The sequence below is a fragment of the Sphingobium sp. DC-2 genome, from assembly GCF_000722555.1.
GTDB lineage: Bacteria > Pseudomonadota > Alphaproteobacteria > Sphingomonadales > Sphingomonadaceae > Sphingobium > Sphingobium quisquiliarum.
On record NZ_JNAC01000001.1, the window covers coordinates 86,103 to 101,388 of the forward strand.

The following is a 15,286-nucleotide window of genomic DNA, read 5'->3' on the forward strand; positions in this document are numbered from 1 at the left end:
CGATCCCCGGGTCGCTACGTAAGTGTCCCGATCCTCAGCCCGTGATCCCCGCGGAAAACGCGATACGGAGCGCCTCCGACAGGCTGCGAACGCCCAGCTTGGTCATGAGGTTGGCGCGATGCACCTCTACGGTGCGCGGCGAAATCCCAAGATCATAAGCGATCGTCTTGTTTGGCAGTCCTCGCGCAAGCCCCTTGAGCACATCCTGTTCGCGCCCGGACAGAGCGGCGATGCGGATCGTTGCGTCGGCGGCGCGGGTTGCCCTGCCTTCAACGTCGGCAAGCCGTTCGAAGGCACTTTCAATAGCCGCGAGCAACACCGCCTTCTCGAACGGTTTCTCGATGAAGTCGACTGCGCCGGCCTTCATCGCGCTTACAGCGATCGACACATCGCCATGCCCGGTCAGGATGATGACGGGCATCGCGATACCGCGTTCGTTCAATTCCTTTTGGACTTCGAGCCCATCCATCTGAGGCATACGCACATCGAGGAGAATGCAGCCCTCGGCCGCGTTCCTCACGTCTTTCAGAAATTCAACACCGGAGGACCAGGTTTCGACCGAGAAACCTGATTTCTTGAGCATGAAACCGGCAGATCGACGGATTGCATCTTCATCGTCGACGATGTGGACGATCCGCTTATCCTCCATAAGATTGCTCCCTATCTGCCCTGACCAGTGTGAAATGGAATTGCGTGCCGCCCCCTTCCGCAGGCTCCATCCAGATGCGCCCGCCATTGGCTTCGACAATCGTTCGACAAATCGAGAGACCCAACCCCATGCCGTCCGACTTGGTGCTGACAAAGGCCTTGAAGAGCTGGGCAGCGACCTCGGGGGCCATTCCCGTGCCGGTATCGGACACCGTGACACGCACAAAACCCGCCTGGTCGGGACCGGTGCGGATGGTGAGCACAGGCCTGGCGCGCGCATTCATGGCCTCGACCGCATTGCGGATCAAGTTCACGAGGACCTGCTGGATCTGGACCTTATCGACGAGGACCGTCGCAGCTTCGTGATCGATGTCCATGCGGGTTTCGATCGATTTCTCGCCCGCGCCCATCAGGCCGAAGGCAGCCGCTTCGTTAATGAGGTTGGGCAAGTTCTCGACAGTCTTCTCGACCTCCCCCCTGGCAACGAAATCACGCAAACGGCGCACGATATGACCCGCGCGCATCGCTTCCCCCGCGGCGTCTGTCAGCGCCTCCCGGATGTCGGGCAGATCATCGGGATCTGGCTGGTCGAGCAGGTCCCGGACCGCTTCGAGATAGTTGGCTACGGCGGTGATCGGCTGATTCAGCTCATGGGCGAGCGTCGACGCCATCGTCCCCATCGCGCTGACGCGCGCGACGTGGATCAGTTCGGATTGAAGCTGCTCTAGCCGCTCCTGTGTCCTTTGGCGATCCGTCAGATCGCGAATGAAGCCGGTGAACAGCCGCTGGCTCTCGCCGGCCGCTTCTCCAACCGACAACTCCATCGGGAAGGTCGTCCCATCCTTTCGCAGTGCAAAAACCACGCGTCCGATCCCGATGATGCGCCTCTCTCCTGTACGCAGATAGCGCTCGAGAAAACCGTCATGGCGTTCGCGATAAGGCGAGGGCATCAACATGCTGACATTGGAACCCAGGACTTCCTCCTGAGTGTAACCGAACAAACGCTCGGCCGCCGTGCTGAACGACACCATCGTGCCGCCTTCATCGATGACGATCATTGCATCGGGGACCGTCGACAAAATCGAACGAAGATGCGCTTCACTGTTGCGAAGAGAGCTCAGCGTTGCTCGCTGGTCGGTGATGTCGTGGACAATTGTCGCGAAACCGCCCAACGATCCGTCGGGTTTTTTCAACGCGGTGATGGAAATGTGAGCCAGAAACTCACTGCCATCCTTACGAATCTGCCACTCGTCGATCTCGATCTTGCCACGGTGTTGTGCTTCGGCAAGCAAGGACGTCGGCTTGCCGCTGGCGACGACATCGGCCGGATAAAACCGATCTGTAAGCTGGCCGGCCATCTCGGCCTCTGTCCAGCCTTTCAGACGCTCGGCGCCCCCGTTCCAGATCGTGACCCGTCCTTCAGCATCGAGCATATAGATCGCATAATCTTCCGCCCCATCGATGAGCAGGTTCAGTTCTGCGGCCAGCATCCTCGTCCCGTCCGCGAGATCGCGAGCGCGTGAGAGAGTACGATGGTGATTCCGCCAAAGCAGAGCCATGGCGGCGAGAAACAGGAACAGGGCAACCCACTGTTCTGCCACGGTCGGCCAACCGTCAACGATTGCGAGCGTCGTAAGGGTAACGAGCGTGACGCCCGCCAACACCACGATATCCGGCCTGAGCGCCACGAGCACCATACCGGCCACGCCGAGAGAGACGAAATAATGAACGCTCTCGTCGATCTGCCGGCCAAGCTGCCATCGTGTGACCACCGCGATGACGGCGATAGCCAGTCCCGCAAGGGACGCGGTCAAAAGCCGGGCATGGATCGAACGGTCAACCAGTGGCGCAATGGCACCCGCTTGCCATGAATGGAGGAATTTCCCGGATCGCGGAGCGGTTTTAATGATGACTCTGCCTCTTCGTCGTCAGAAGGAAGCAGCAAGCGCTGATACCCCTTTCTGTCTCAAGCCTATCAACAGCGCCTCGTGCGATCCATTAAAATTGGCAACCATCTCAACGATGATGTTACTTGCTTTGGAGTTCAGCGCTGGAAACATGTCCAGACCGTCGCATCCACGAGCTTCAAACCGTCGGCGTTCTTTAGGCCGGGCTCTTCGGATTGTCATCATCCGTGCGACTTGCGCGCTGCTACCTGAACCAATGGACCCGCGGGTCCATTGTGAGATGGTGAGCGCCCCAAACGCCCCTCAGTAACTTTCCGGATAGAGCCCACCCAGGCAACCGCATAGCCTCCTCCTCGCTCGAGGGCCGGATCGCTGTTGGCCTGATTCATCGGCCATCCCCCCCCGCCCAATCCGGACCTCGAGCATTCATTTCGCAGGAGGTCCGCCATGAATGATCAGGTTCCAGCGACCACGTCCAAGGCCAATCCGATCAGCCCAATTCTCGATCATCCGGTTGATTGGCTTCGCACGGAGATTGACCGCCTCTTCGAAGATTTTGGCCGCCCCGCCGCCAGTCTGTTCGGTGTCGGCAATCGATCTTCAATCGCGCCAGTTCCGGCTGTTGAACTTGTCGATGAGGACAAGGCCTATCGCCTCACCGCCGAGCTCCCTGGCCTGTCCGATGATGATATCGATATCAGCGTCGCTGACGGTCTCCTGACGATAGCCGGCGAAAAGAAGGAGGAGACCGAACGCAAGGACAAGGGCTATGTATTCAGCGAACGGCGATATGGCTCCTTCCGGCGCCAGGTATCCTTGCCCAGCGACGTTGACCCGAACGCGATCACCGCTGCATTCAAGGATGGTGTCCTCACCGTCACACTGACCAAGGATGAAAATGCGCCAGCGCGGAGTCGGAAGATCGAAATCGGGCAGGCATAGCAGTTTGCCGGAGGCTTCGACGGGACCTCGGCACCACGCAGACCCGCAAGCCGACGTCATAACCCTTCTCGAGGGACGAGCCTTCGGCTCTGGAGAGCCCATGCGTCGGATCGACACGCATGCGGCGCGTCTATTCCTCGTCGGCGATCGCGCATGGAAGCTCAAGCGTGCCGTCCAGTTCGACTATCTGGATTTTTCAACCGCCGATAGACGCCGCGCCGCCCTGGAAGCGGAGCTACGGCTTAATCGCAGGACCGCGCCGGAACTCTACCTGGCGGTTCGCCCGGTATCCAAGAATTCGGCGGGCTGCCTGAACCTCGATGGCGACGGAGAACCTGTCGATTGGCTTCTGGAGATGCGCCGCTTTCCCGATGACGCCTTGCTCGATCATGTGGCAACCCAAGGTGGCCTGACCGATGTGCTGATCACGCAGCTCGCAGACCGGATCAAGGCATTTCATGATGGCGCCGAGACGTGCCTGTCCGGATCGGGGCGCAGCCGTTTGGAAGCCGTCATTGCCGGGAATGATCGAAGCATGGCTCGATTCCCCGACATTCTTCCCGCTCGGCTCGTGAGAGACCTGATCGACAGGCAAGTCGCCCTGCTGGCCCAGCACTCCGATCTGCTCGATTCACGTGCGCGAAGCGGGCGCGTGAGACATGGCCATGGCGATCTGCATCTGGGTAACATTGCCGTGATCGACGGGAGCCCCGTCCTGTTCGACTGCCTGGAATTCAGTCCCGAACTTGCGACCGGCGATGTCCTTTACGACCTTGCGTTCCTACTCATGGATTTATGGGGCCGCGGCCTTCATTGCGAAGCGAATGCCCTGTTCAATCGCTATCTGGACATTTCCCCTCAGGACGATGCCGGCGTGGCCCTTGTGCCGTTGTTTCTTTCGATCCGAGCCGGGATTCGCGCCCATACATCGGCCGCACAGGCGAGCGATGGTTCAGACGAAGCTCTGACCCAAAAGGCCAGCGCCTATCTGACGCTGGCGCGCGCAGTGCTCGAACCGGTGCCCGCGCGGCTCGTCGCCATTGGCGGGCTTTCCGGATCCGGCAAGTCCACAATAGCGAAACTGATCGGCCATTCCCTCGGCGAGGTTCCAGGCGCGCGTATTCTGAGATCCGATGTGCTGCGGAAGCGACTTGCCGGCGTGCCGCCAGAATCGCCGCTTCCCAAAGACGCATATACCCTGTCCGCGAACGCAGCGATTTACACAGAGCTGAGACGGCTGGCGGGACACATGCTTTACGCCGGGCATTCGGTGGTGGCCGACGCTGTCCATGCGAAGCCTGAAGAGCGCACGGAGATCCATCAGGTCGCACTGCGACGAGATGTGCGGTTCGATGGGATATGGCTCGACGCATCACCCGATATGCTGACGGCGAGGGTATCCGCCCGGACACATGACGCTTCCGACGCCAACGGCGCCGTTGTCGAATTGCAGACTCGCTATGATCTGGGTGAGATCGACTGGCACCGCGTCAACGCGGCGGATGACCGCAAGACGGTCGCAACGCAAGTCATGGACGTCCTGGATGTTCGCCATTTGTGACGGGGAATGATGCAGGCCGCGCATGTCGCCCCAGCCGAAGGGATTCTCCATCCGGTGAGGTCGCGATGCCGATCATTGTTCGGCGCGCGCGCAATCGATGCACAATGCTGCCTCCGGCCGTGCATCCAGCCGAGCCGGTGCAATCTGCGACCCACAACGAACGCATTCGCCATAGGTGCCCTTCGCAATTCGCTCCAGGGCACGATCGATCGAAGCGGCCTCCCGCACGATCAAGCTTGCCTCGGCTTCCAGACCCGCATCATCTTCGACTTCGACGGCCTGTTCCGATGAGTCCGCATTAAGGGGCTCAGCCAGATCCGCATTCACTCGCGTCAGCCGAGCGCGAAGTTCCGACAGTCGCTCTGTCAGGCGCTCTTCTATGGCGGCTGTGTCAGTCACGGAGATTCCTTCAGAACAGTAGGTACCGAAATCGGCTTGGGGTTCGGTGCAGATTTATAGCGCCTTCTTCAGACGCAGGTAAGCCGAACGAAGTTCATCAGCGAGCACCTGGAGCGCGGCCTTGATGTTACCGCCGCTCTCCTGAAGGCGAGCTTCTGCAACGAAATGGTGCCATTTGGTTTCGAGCTCGTCCCACTCCTCGCGAGCTTCCATCGCGCCCAGATGCACCTGGACCTTGGCTTCGTCCCGGAGCTTGGCAAGATCAGCCTTAAGTTCTTCAATGGTGCTCATCGGTCGCTCCCCGGCAACAAGGTGTTGAGAAGTGTTCCTGTAGCCGAGCCTGAAGCACTGGGCGCTACGTAAAGCACCGGATACACGTTGGCCCCGGTCCTGGATTGCTCTTCAGGCTCGCTGCGCAACCCGCACGACGACTATCCGCGTATGATCGTTCTCGGGGAACGGGATTCCGCGTGCGTCCCAGAGCGTCCCTTCAACCTCGATTACCGGTTCTTCGCTCTCCAGAGTATCATCCGTCTCGATCGTCACATGAATAGACCCACGGCCTCGCCGCAGGGTCAATTCGACGCTCTCCCAGTCCCTGGGCAAGACGGGGCGCACCTGAAGTTCGCCGCCCACGAGCCGAACGCCAAGAATCTCCTCTACCGCCAACCGCCATGTCCAGGCTGCGGCACCCGTGTACCAGGTCCAGCCACCTCGGCCGAGGTGGGGCTCCATGCCGGCAATGTCAGCCGCCACGACATAAGGCTCGGTTCGATAATGGGCGGCGCTGCGAGCCGTCGCGGCATGCTGAATAGGATTGATTCGGTCGAAGAGCGCCTTGGCCCCATCACCATCCCCCGTGCGCGCGAACGCGAGCGCGAGCCAGCTTGCCGCGTGGGTATACTGGCCTCCATTCTCGCGAATTCCCGGCGGATAGGCCTTGATATAACCCGGCTCACGCGGCGTGCGGTCAAAGGGCGGATCCAGCAGACGCACGAGACTGTCGTCATCCCGAACCAGATATCGTCTGGCCGAAGCGAGCGCCGATCGGGTACGCTCGACCTTGCCGGCACCCGACAATACGGACCACGACTGCGCGATGGAATCGATGCGGCATTCCTGTTCTTCCGACGCGCCCCATGGACGGCCGTCGTCGTCGAATGCGCGCAAATACCATTCGCCATCCCACCCCGACCGTTCCACCGCGGCCGCAAGCGTCTCTGCGCGGCCGTTCCAATGGTCGCGGAACTCGTTCCGGTCCGCATCCACACAATGACGCGTGAAATTTCGGATGGTCGCGATGAGAAACCAGGCGAGCCATATGCTTTCGCCATGCCCCCGGTTGCCCACGCGATCCATGCCGTCATTCCAGTCCCCTGCACCAATCAGCGGGAGGCCATGAGACCCGAGGCGGTAGGCGTGGGAAAGCGCGCGCTCGCAATGAACGAACAGGGATTGCGTGTAGTCACTCACCTCGAAACGCGCATAGCGATCGGTTTCTTCGGCCGTGAGCGGGGGCGCCCGCAGAAAAGGAACCAGCTCGCTCAGGATGGTTTTGTCTCCGGTCGCCTCAACATAATGAGCAACGGCGTACGGTAGCCAGACCAGATCGTCCGAGCAGCGCGTGCGGACGCCGCGATCCAATGGCGGATGCCACCAATGCAGCACGTCGCCTTCCTCGAACTGATGGGCAGCCGCGGCAAGGATATGCTGCCGTGTTGCATTCGGATCGGCATGGATCTGTGCCAGAACATCCTGCAGCTGGTCGCGAAAACCGAAAGCGCCGCTCGCCTGATAAAAGCCCGCGCGAGCGCGGATGCGGGCGCTGAGCGACTGGTGCGGCAGCCACCGGTTGACCATCAGGTCAAAGGCGGGATCGGGCGTCTTGACCTGCACCGCGTCCAGCCTGTCCTTCCAGAAACCGGCACACTCCCGCGCCGCGGTCTCGAAGGCCGATGGGTCCTGCCAGCGACGGACAAGGTCACGCGCGTGATCCAGGTCGTCGCCCTGCCCCAGCACAAAGCAAACTTCTGCGGTTCCTTCAGCCGGGATATCAAGATGGACCTGCAGGGCGGCGCAGCAGTCGTCACCGGCAGCATGCTGCCGGTGACCAAGATCCCAGTTCAGAAGTCCGAGGGGACTGGTGGGGTCGGCGTCATCGCCGTGAAAATCGTAGCGTGAGGTGGTGAGCGTGTGGACCGGAAGTGTCGAAGCAAGAAAGGAGATGCGGTCGGCAAATTCGTCGGTCCAGGGATTTTGGCCGAGAATCGCGTGCGAGATCGGATCATAGAATGAGCGGCGCAGGGGCGCCTGTTCTCCTTGCACAGCGCCCATCAGCCATTCGGCATAGTAGGTAGCCGTGATCCGGCGCGGACGCGGCAACTGATTACGCAAGCGAAGCCGGACAAGCTTCACGGTGTCGTGCGTCGGCACGATGACGGAGAGCTCCTGTTCAAGGCCTTCGCTATGCCGGTGCCAGGACGTACGGTCGGGGCCGTGATCGATGCGGCATGCCGTGTCTCCACCGGCCGGAAGCGGCGTCGGCGTCCAGAGCCGTGCGTTTTCCTCATCGCGCAGATAAAGGCGTTCGCCTTGAGGATCTTCGACAGGGTCGTTGAACCACGGCGTGAGACGGTTTTCACCACTGTTTATCGCCCAGGTGAAGCCCAGACCGCCCTCGGTCACGATCGTCCCGAAGCCGTCGTTGGCGAGGACGTTGGCCCAGGGCGCAGGGGTCGGCGCACCGGGTTCCAGATAGATAGTATAGTCGCCCGTATCCGGATCGAAGCCTCCCCACCCATTATCGAATTGCAGATCAGCCGGGCGCGGTACGGGCGCCGTCATGATTGTACCGGAGTTCGCCCCGACCGGCGCGAACAGCGGGCCCGGATGCGGCGGCTGGTCGTATCGCGCAAGCTGGTCGACTAGGCTGCCGCCGGCTTCGTCAAGGATGAGGCGGGCAACCTGATCGAGAAGCGCCGCCCGCTCGCCATCGGATGGACCGATGCCGACGAGGTGTATCCCGGCATGGGTGCCAAGGCGATCCTGTAGCCCGGCATCCTTCAGCACTTCCAGAAGACGCTCGCGGACGGGCTCGATATAGCCCGACGTTCCTTCATGCGTCACCACCAGGTCGATCGGCATACCACGCTGCCGCATGAGCTTGTGGAAGGAGAGAAGCTGTCGAAGCAGGTCCTGCTGCTCCGCGGTTCCGGAACGCAGCATCAAAATAGGATGGTCGCCCGATATCCCGAGCGCCCAAAGGTCCCCGCGCCGAAATGTGCGCGCGCCGGCCGATCCCGGCTCTGCCGCTCTGGTGAGAAGAGTGGACAGCAACGCCTGCGCCTGCGGCACGATGTGCGGCTGCAGGCCCAGCTTGTGCATCTCGCGCGCCGCCGCACTTGCCGTATCGCTCACAGCCCAGTCGAGTGACGGCAGGGTGGTAAAGCGCTCGGCAAGTTCGAGGGCCGATTGCCGGGATCCAGCCGCAATGGTGACGAAGGCGAATTCACGTCGCGCGCGCGGAGGCAGTTCCACCGTCATCCTGATCGCGCAGATCGGATCAAGCGTCCAGCCGAGCGGGCCACCAGGCAGTTCCCCGGTCAACAATGCGGGCCGCCTGGGGCACCCATATCGTCCGATGAAAGCGCTGCGATCGGCTTCGAGACCGAGCAGGGTAACGCCATCTTCATCCCCGATCACACGGGTCAGCAGGACGGGCGGACGTTCCGCCGAACTGCGCGGCCGCCGCGTGAAAAGCAGGCCGTCATTGCCAGGCAAGGCTTCCGCCCCCACGAACAGCTTGCTGAAGGCAGGGTGGCGCGCCGCGTCCTGGGCCGGAGCCAGAACGATCTGCGCGTAGCCCGTGACTTCGATGGTCCGGGGCTTATCGCTATCATTGACAAGAGCGACACGCCGGATCTCCAGGTCGTCGGCATTGGCGACATTGATCGTTGTCGTGACCGACAAGCCGTGGGCGCGCTGGTGGAACTCCACCTGATGCGCTTGGAAGATCACCTCCGGCGCGTCTTCGGGTCGAGAAAAGGGGCCGCCCGTTGCCGACCAGGTAACATCTGCATCCCGGTCGTGCAGATAGATCCAGAAACCTGCGTCCCCACGGGTCAGGGCATGCTGGTTCCAGCTCAGCCCACCTGCACCGTCTGTCCGAATGCGGCTCGAAAGCCGGCCATTGCCGAGAATCTGCCACGCGTGCTCCCCACGGCGCCGAGTGGGTGCCCAGCCGTAAAGGCCCGGAATCAGTTCGTCGGGTTCCGGCTGTGGCTCACGAACCTCAAGCCGCGCGATCTCGGGCGGCAGCTCCCATGGAATCCTTTCGTTAAGGAGCAGGTCGACGGTGCGGATATGAGGATCGGTGTGGAACCAGCGCACGAGCATGTCATCGCACAACGCGTTTCCGAGCGCGGCAAGGCTCATGCCATGATGATGAGCCATGTAGGAGCGCACGACGGCAAAGCGTTCACCGTCAGGCGCCCGCTCGGGCGTGAAGTCGACCGCTTCGAAAAATCCGTATCGGCCGATGAGGCCAAGATCCGCCAGAGTTTGAAGGTTGCGCGTCGCCAGCGCGGGCCGGATCGTCAGCGCCAGCGCCGTCGCATAGGGGCTGATAACCAGATCGCGCCCCAGACCTCGCTGGAGGCCGAGCGCAGGGACGCCGAATGCGTGATATCGGTAGACGCGGTCCTCGCCCATCGATGCGAAGGACGACTCCGAAATACCCCAAGGCATATCATGTGACCGCCCGAATGCGATCTGGATAGCAATCGCGGTCCGGTCACTCATTCCGAGCAGGGTTTGGGGATCGCTCTGCAGGAAGATGTTCGGCATCAGATATTCGAACATCGAGCCGTTCCACGATATCAACGCCAGGCCTGCGTGCTGCTTGGTGATGGGCCGCCCGAGATGGAACCAGTGCAGAGGCTCTATGTCGCCCTTCGCGATGGCGAAAAAGCTGGCGAGGCGTGCTTCGCTGGCGAGCAGATCGTAGTGGTGCGGATCTATTCGATCGGCGCTCACATTGTAGCCGATATGAAAGAGCCGGCTGCCGGCATCGAACAGGAACGAGAAGTCCATGGCGTGCGCGGCGGCGTTAGCGCGACTGGAGAGGTCATCGAGGCGGTCATGAAGCGCTTGCCGGGCCGCCTGGCCTTCCTCGATCGCCGCCTGGAGATCGTGCGCCCATTGCCGGCTTTCCGCCGGTAGCTGGTCTCTCGCCGCATTGAGGACGCCAATTGCTGCCGCGGCGCCCGCGTGCGTGGACGGCAGCCGGTCGTTCGCCAACAGGTCGGCGACTTTTGCCGCGACGTTCGAACACTCTGCCGGATGCGCCGCGAGCGTCTCCCACCAGGGCGAGAACAGCCGAAGGTCTCGCCGCATGCCGGACAGATGATGTTCGAGCCGCTCCAGCCAGGCTTGGACATTCCGCAGGGAGGCGATTTCATCCTCGCCGACGCTTTCGGCCATCAGGGTAATCTGCTCGCGCAGGCGAGGAAGATCGATCGACAGGAGATCGTCGATCCTCTCGGCCCAGTCTTGCCTCCCTTCCTCAATCCTGCGGGCGGTTTCCCGCATAGCCTCAAGGATCGAGCCGGCGGCGGAGGCCGCTTCGAGGTCGATCGTCGCAATCGCTTCGGCGAGCAACTCGATATTGTCGTCAAACCCTCGCCACAAATCCGTGGCGACCGGTGGCAAGCTTCTGGCTTCCTGAAGGGCTCGCGCGACGGTGATCAGACTGACCGCGAGATTTCCGCTGTCGACGGTCGAAACATATCGGGGCTCCAGGGCCGCGAGCGTTCTCGTCTCGTACCAGTTGAGAATATGGCCGCGGTAGCGGTCCAGGCGATCCAACGTATCGAGCGTGTTGTGAAGCCGTGTCGCAACCTCGTTGAGGCCGATATGTCCGAGGCGCCAGGCAGTGAGGACCGATACCATCATCATTCCGATGTTGGTCGGCGAGGTTCGGTGCGCGATTTCCTCGTCGGGCGGCTCCTGATAGTTATCGGGTGGCAGCCAGTTGTCCTCGGGGCGCACAAAGGTCTCGAAAAAGAGCCAGGTGCGCCGCGCCATCAGTCTCAGGAACTTTCGATCGTTTTCGGACAGCGTGTCCTTTGCCGGCTCAATCGGACGGCTGATCCGGATCGCGATCTCAGGCGCAATGAACCAGAGCAGCAGCAGGGGAGCCGCGACAGGCAGGGAAGCGGGCGCCGCAAGGAACAGACCCGCGCCGATGATCAGCGCGAACACCGGAGAGGCGGCCATGTCACGCCATGCCGCCAGTCGCGGATGTCGCGCCGCGTTGCGCGTCGCCATGTGGGCGGCCGACGTCCATTCGAGCTTTCTTTGGCCCGAATGGAGACGCCATAGGGTGATGGCAATGGCATGCAGCGCTATCATCGCGTCACTGACGAGAAAGACGATAGCGAGAAACCAGCGACCCGCGTGATCCGCCAGACGTCGCAGCAGGTTCTGCATGACGCCGCGGCGGCGGCCCTGCGCGAGGCCGGTCACGAGGTCCGTAAAGAGATATGCACCGGGCGCGATGACGGCAAGCAAGGTCCAGACCCAGGGCTGCCCATGGAGAAGAAACCATCCACCCACCAGCAGCGCCACAATACTCGCTGGAATTATGCTGCGCCGCAAATTGTCGAATATCTTCAGCCGATCGAACCAGCCGAGCCGGTTGCGCAGCCATCGGCCATCGCCGCCGGGCACGAAGGGAAAGAGCCATGGCAGGATCTGCCAGTCCCCACGGACCCATCTGTGCCAGCGCCAGGTGAAGTCGAGATAGCTGGTCGGGAAGCTCTCATAAACGATCGCATCGCTGACCAGCGCCGCTCGCCCGTGCAGTCCTTCGAACAGGTCATGGCTGAGAAGTGTATTCTCGGGAACGCGCCCTTCGAGGCTCCGATGAAAGGCCGCCACATCATAGAGGCCCTTGCCCACGTAGACGCCTGTGCCGAGCAGATCCTGATAGACGTCGGATACGGCGCGCGAATAGATATCGATGGTCGTGTCACCGCCATAGAGGCGCGAAAACAAGGATTGGCCGGTCGCTTCCGGCGCCAGCTCAACGCGCGGCTGAAGAACCGTATATCCTCGTTCGACCGCGCCGGTCGCAGCGTTGAAGTGGGCGCGGTTAAGGGGATGAGATAGCGTCCCCACCAGTCGCCGGACGATGCCGGCCGACAACCTGGTATCGGCATCGGCCGTCATCACGAAACGGCATCGCCGCAACCGTTCGATGCTACCGACGGTCACATTGAAGGGGGACGCATCTCCGTTCAGGATGAAGGCGTTGAACTGCTCAAGCTTTCCGCGCTTTCGCTCCCAGCCCATCCAGCAGCCCTGGGCCGCGTTGAACCGTCGTGGCCGATGCAGCAAATGGAACGGCCCATGTCCCTTGGCATTGGCAAAGCGCGCGTTGAGTTCCTCGATCCCGCTGGTCAGCGCGCGAACGATATCGGCATCGACCGAGACACTTTCCTGTGACGCATCGGCGAAATCGCTGAGCAGCACGAATTCGAGCGCGGCATCGGGATTGGAAAGGCGGTGTGCCTCCAGGCGCCGAAGCAGCGGCGCGATATCCGACAATCGCGCGACCAAGACAGGCATCACGACTGCCGTCGCCGAACTTTCGGGGATGCCGTCCTTGAAATCGAGCTTGGGGAGTACGTTCGGCCGAACGATGTGGGTCACGAGCCAATTGACGAAGGTGATGCTCAGGATCGATGCGGGTAGCAGGGTGAGCGCGATCCCTAGAAGCCAGGATCCGGCGGTGGCGCCGGTGGAAACCAGATAGGCTGCGGGTAGAGCAAAGCCCGCAAGGCCCGCGAGCAGCAAGGCGGCTGCATAAAGCAGGCCTGGATAACGCAGCGCGCGTCGCAATATCGAGCCCGGCGTCCATGGACGAGGATCGATCGCGTCGGCAAAGGCAGGCCGTCCGATATCGATGAGCCAGAAGCCTACATGGCCCGATGGCGCTTCGTCGCTGCTATAGCACTGGCGCAAGGCACGCTCGGCGACATCCCATTCCGGGAGTCCCGACTGGTCGGCAAGCTGCTCGACCGCATGGCGATATCGATCGCGCGTATCGAAGTCCATATGTGGATAGACGCCTGCCGGGTCGCGCCGGAGGATGGCTTCGACCTGGCTCGTTCGATCGAAGAAGTCGTTCCATTGAATCGTCGCGATCACGCCAAGGTTCGCGATTGCGCGCGCGACGCATTCCGTATCGTCAAAACCAACCATCGCCGTGTCGGGCGTCTCGACGATCTCAAAGGGCGGCTCGACCTCCGGGAAGAGGTGGCTGAAACCTCCGATGAGCAATTCCAGGCAGACTATGCGCAGCATGGTCGGGAAGGCCCAGGTCTCGGCGATGCTGAGCGGCATCTTCTTTTGATATTGCTCTACGAACAGCACCGCGCCATTCAGCGAGACCTGCAGGTGAGAAGCCTGCAGCAAGGCATGGGCAAGCTGATGCACGCGAGGGCGACCGAGCCCGTCCCCGGAGATCGCCGGAAGTTTCGCGTAGAACTCTCCGGGAAGATCCTCGCGGATCTGCAGGATGGCGCGTTGTATCTGATAATCGTTGTCGAGCAGCCATTCAGCCGCGGCGCCTGCGCGCTTGTCGGCCTTGGCGGCCGCCTGTCGGGCCTGCCTCAGCCAGGTCTTCATCTCCTCGAGATGCGCCCATGCGGGCAGCGGCACCGACTTGCCGAGCAGTCCTGTCAGGCGATGACGGTCGGCGACCTCCTCCGCCGCCCCGGCGAGCGGATCGCGCTCCTCATAATCGGCCATCAATCAGACCTGAATGGCCGTTGGCAATCTCACGCTCTGGCTGGCGGCAGGCGAAGTCATTTGCGCCTTGCGACTCGCCGAAGGCAGGACGAGCATCGGGACACTGCAATGGGCCATCAGATAGGAGGCAACCGTTCCGTACGGGACGTCCCTGACATGCTGATGCCCGTGCCCGCGTGCGGACATCACCGCGAGATCAGCCGCTTCGCGATCGATCAACGCGCAAAGCGTGTCGCGAACGTCGCCGCCACGGATGACAATCGCGCGAGCGCGAAGGCCCATCGCCGAAAGATTGGACCTGGTCCGATCCAGATAGCTGCGCGCGGCCTGCTCGTTGCGTTCGATCAGGTTTTCGCGCAGCGTCTCGTCTTCGGTTTCCAGGGGTCGCGCCTGGATCATTTCGGGCGTGGGGACGACATGAACGAGCAGCAGCTCAGCGTCGGCTGCCTTCGCGAGGCGCACCGCAAGGGGCAGCACGCTTTCGGCCCAGCGCGAGCCATCGAGCGGCACCACGATCCGTCGATAGGCCGAACCCGGGACGGGCGCTTCCACCGGAACAAGCAGGACAGGGCCTGGTGCCTGGGACAGCACCTTGTGGACTGTGCCCCCGACGCCGTCGCGGCCGGCTTCCTTTCGTCCGCGCCTGCCCAGCACGACCATCCCTTCGTCACACTCCCGCACGTACCGGCAGATTTCCTCCGCCGCCGGTCCTTCTGCGAGCTCAATGGTCGTTTGAGATGAGGACGGTTCGATCGTCGCAGCACAACGATCGAGCACCCGCATGGCCTCGCGGCGACGAAGATTGCACTCGATGGGGTCAGGCCGTGCGTCGGGCGACGCGTCTCTGTCCAAGACCTGAAGCAGCGTTACCGGAACGTCGAGCGTTGAAGCCAGAGCAAGAGCGTGTGGATAGATCCACGCGTTGCGATCGGTGCAATCGATGCACGCGACGACGCCGGATGTCTTCGCGGACATTCGGGGCTGGGAGAAGGATGGAAAGGCAGATACGGCAGAC

Annotated in this window: 8 protein-coding genes; 2 read left to right on the top strand and 6 right to left on the bottom strand. The window is 62.0% G+C overall.

Going from position 1 to position 15,286, the window contains the following annotated elements; all coding sequences use genetic code 11:
• Positions 1 to 34 precede the first annotated feature (34 nt).
• Both ET21_RS0100440 and ET21_RS0100445 read right to left on the bottom strand, forming a co-directional pair.
• A complete protein-coding gene (locus tag ET21_RS0100440; RefSeq protein ID WP_013846849.1) occupies positions 35 to 649 on the bottom strand; it encodes a response regulator transcription factor in 615 nt (204 codons plus the stop codon).
• Positions 639 to 2,138, bottom strand: coding sequence for a PAS domain S-box protein (locus ET21_RS0100445; protein ID WP_231746480.1), 1,500 nt, complete (start codon positions 2,136 to 2,138; stop codon positions 639 to 641). The genes ET21_RS0100440 and ET21_RS0100445 overlap by 11 nt, the downstream gene beginning before the upstream one ends.
• An 864-nt stretch (positions 2,139 to 3,002) precedes the next feature.
• Here ET21_RS0100445 and ET21_RS0100450 point away from each other — a divergent pair.
• Both ET21_RS0100450 and ET21_RS0100455 read left to right on the top strand, forming a co-directional pair.
• On the top strand, positions 3,003 to 3,497 hold the full coding sequence (locus ET21_RS0100450; RefSeq protein WP_013846851.1) for an Hsp20/alpha crystallin family protein: 495 nt from the start codon (positions 3,003 to 3,005) through the stop codon (positions 3,495 to 3,497).
• A gap of 100 nt (positions 3,498 to 3,597) precedes the next feature.
• On the top strand, positions 3,598 to 5,058 hold the full coding sequence (locus tag ET21_RS0100455; RefSeq protein WP_119034650.1) for a bifunctional aminoglycoside phosphotransferase/ATP-binding protein: 1,461 nt from the start codon (positions 3,598 to 3,600) through the stop codon (positions 5,056 to 5,058).
• A 72-nt stretch (positions 5,059 to 5,130) separates the two neighbouring features.
• Here the strand turns inward: ET21_RS0100455 and ET21_RS0100460 are convergent, their stop codons facing one another.
• From ET21_RS0100460 to ET21_RS26825, 4 genes are all read right to left on the bottom strand, one after another.
• Complete coding sequence (locus ET21_RS0100460) at positions 5,131 to 5,457, bottom strand: TraR/DksA family transcriptional regulator (RefSeq protein ID WP_013846853.1); 327 nt, start codon at positions 5,455 to 5,457, stop codon at positions 5,131 to 5,133.
• 54 nt (positions 5,458 to 5,511) lie between these two features.
• The gene (locus tag ET21_RS0100465) at positions 5,512 to 5,748 is read right to left on the bottom strand and encodes a hypothetical protein (RefSeq protein ID WP_013846854.1); all 237 of its coding nucleotides are present in this window, start codon (positions 5,746 to 5,748) and stop codon (positions 5,512 to 5,514) included.
• 111 nt (positions 5,749 to 5,859) lie between these two features.
• On the bottom strand, positions 5,860 to 14,271 hold the full coding sequence (locus ET21_RS0100470) for a glucoamylase family protein (RefSeq protein WP_030090319.1): 8,412 nt from the start codon (positions 14,269 to 14,271) through the stop codon (positions 5,860 to 5,862).
• Positions 14,272 to 14,274: 3 nt separating this feature from the next.
• A complete protein-coding gene (locus ET21_RS26825) occupies positions 14,275 to 15,246 on the bottom strand; it encodes a universal stress protein (protein ID WP_081465117.1) in 972 nt (323 codons plus the stop codon).
• Positions 15,247 to 15,286: the final 40 nt, after the last annotated feature.

Bases quoted from the DNA above. Each gene is read 5' to 3' on its own strand.
- ET21_RS0100440 (WP_013846849.1), bottom strand. From the start codon at position 649: ATGGAGGATAAGCGGATCGTCCACATCGTCGACGATGAAGATGCAATC.
- ET21_RS0100445 (WP_231746480.1), bottom strand. From the start codon at position 2,138: ATGCTGGCCGCAGAACTGAACCTGCTCATCGATGGGGCGGAAGATTAT.
- ET21_RS0100450 (WP_013846851.1), top strand. From the start codon at position 3,003: ATGAATGATCAGGTTCCAGCGACCACGTCCAAGGCCAATCCGATCAGC.
- ET21_RS0100455 (WP_119034650.1), top strand. From the start codon at position 3,598: ATGCGTCGGATCGACACGCATGCGGCGCGTCTATTCCTCGTCGGCGAT.
- ET21_RS0100465 (WP_013846854.1), bottom strand. From the start codon at position 5,748: ATGAGCACCATTGAAGAACTTAAGGCTGATCTTGCCAAGCTCCGGGAC.
- ET21_RS0100470 (WP_030090319.1), bottom strand. From the start codon at position 14,271: ATGGCCGATTATGAGGAGCGCGATCCGCTCGCCGGGGCGGCGGAGGAG.
- ET21_RS26825 (WP_081465117.1), bottom strand. From the start codon at position 15,246: ATGTCCGCGAAGACATCCGGCGTCGTCGCGTGCATCGATTGCACCGAT.